1 protein-coding gene is annotated in these 662 nt (G+C 44.3%); it reads left to right on the top strand.

Going from position 1 to position 662, the window contains the following annotated elements:
* Positions 1-662, top strand: a 662-nt coding sequence (locus tag ACRCJ0_RS18040) for a MutS-related protein (RefSeq protein ID WP_431391513.1), incomplete at both ends; no start/stop codon positions are given.

Below are 662 nucleotides of genomic sequence, written 5' to 3'. Positions count from 1 at the left end.
AACACCGGTGGTAAAACCATTACCTTGAAAACAGTCGGTCTACTGCAATTAATGGCTCAATCAGGCTTATATATTACTGCCAAGGCAGATTCTCGGGTAGAAATCTTCAAAGAAATATTTGCGGATATTGGTGACGAGCAGTCCATTGAACAAAGTTTATCCACCTTCTCAGGACATATGACGAATATTATCCGTATTGTTGAGGCTGCAGACGAACATTCGCTAGTTTTAATCGATGAGTTGGGTTCTGGTACCGACCCTCAAGAAGGGGCAGCCATCGCTATCGCGGTACTAAACCGTTTTGCCTTCCTAAACGCCCGCGTATTGGCCACTACCCATTATCCGGAACTGAAAACGTACGCTTACGATCATCCTGGGGCCATTAATGCCTCGATGGAATTTAACGAAATCACCTTGGAACCAACCTATCAATTGCTGATTGGGGTGCCAGGTCGCTCTAACGCCTTTGATATCTCCCAACGACTAGGTTTACCAGTTGAAATGGTGGATGAAGCACGTTCTTATATCCAGGAAGATAGCCAAAATCTCAACGAAATGTTGCTTGATTTAGAAGCCCAACGTCACGAATACGAAGACTTATCAGCCGAAGCCGCCAAAGACTTAGCCGATGCTGAAAATCTTTTAAATGATTTGAAAAAGGC

The sequence above is a fragment of the Aerococcus sp. L_32 genome (genome assembly GCF_050689315.1).
Note: the sequence above shows the minus strand (reverse complement) of the source record. Positions and strands in the feature narration are given on the sequence as shown.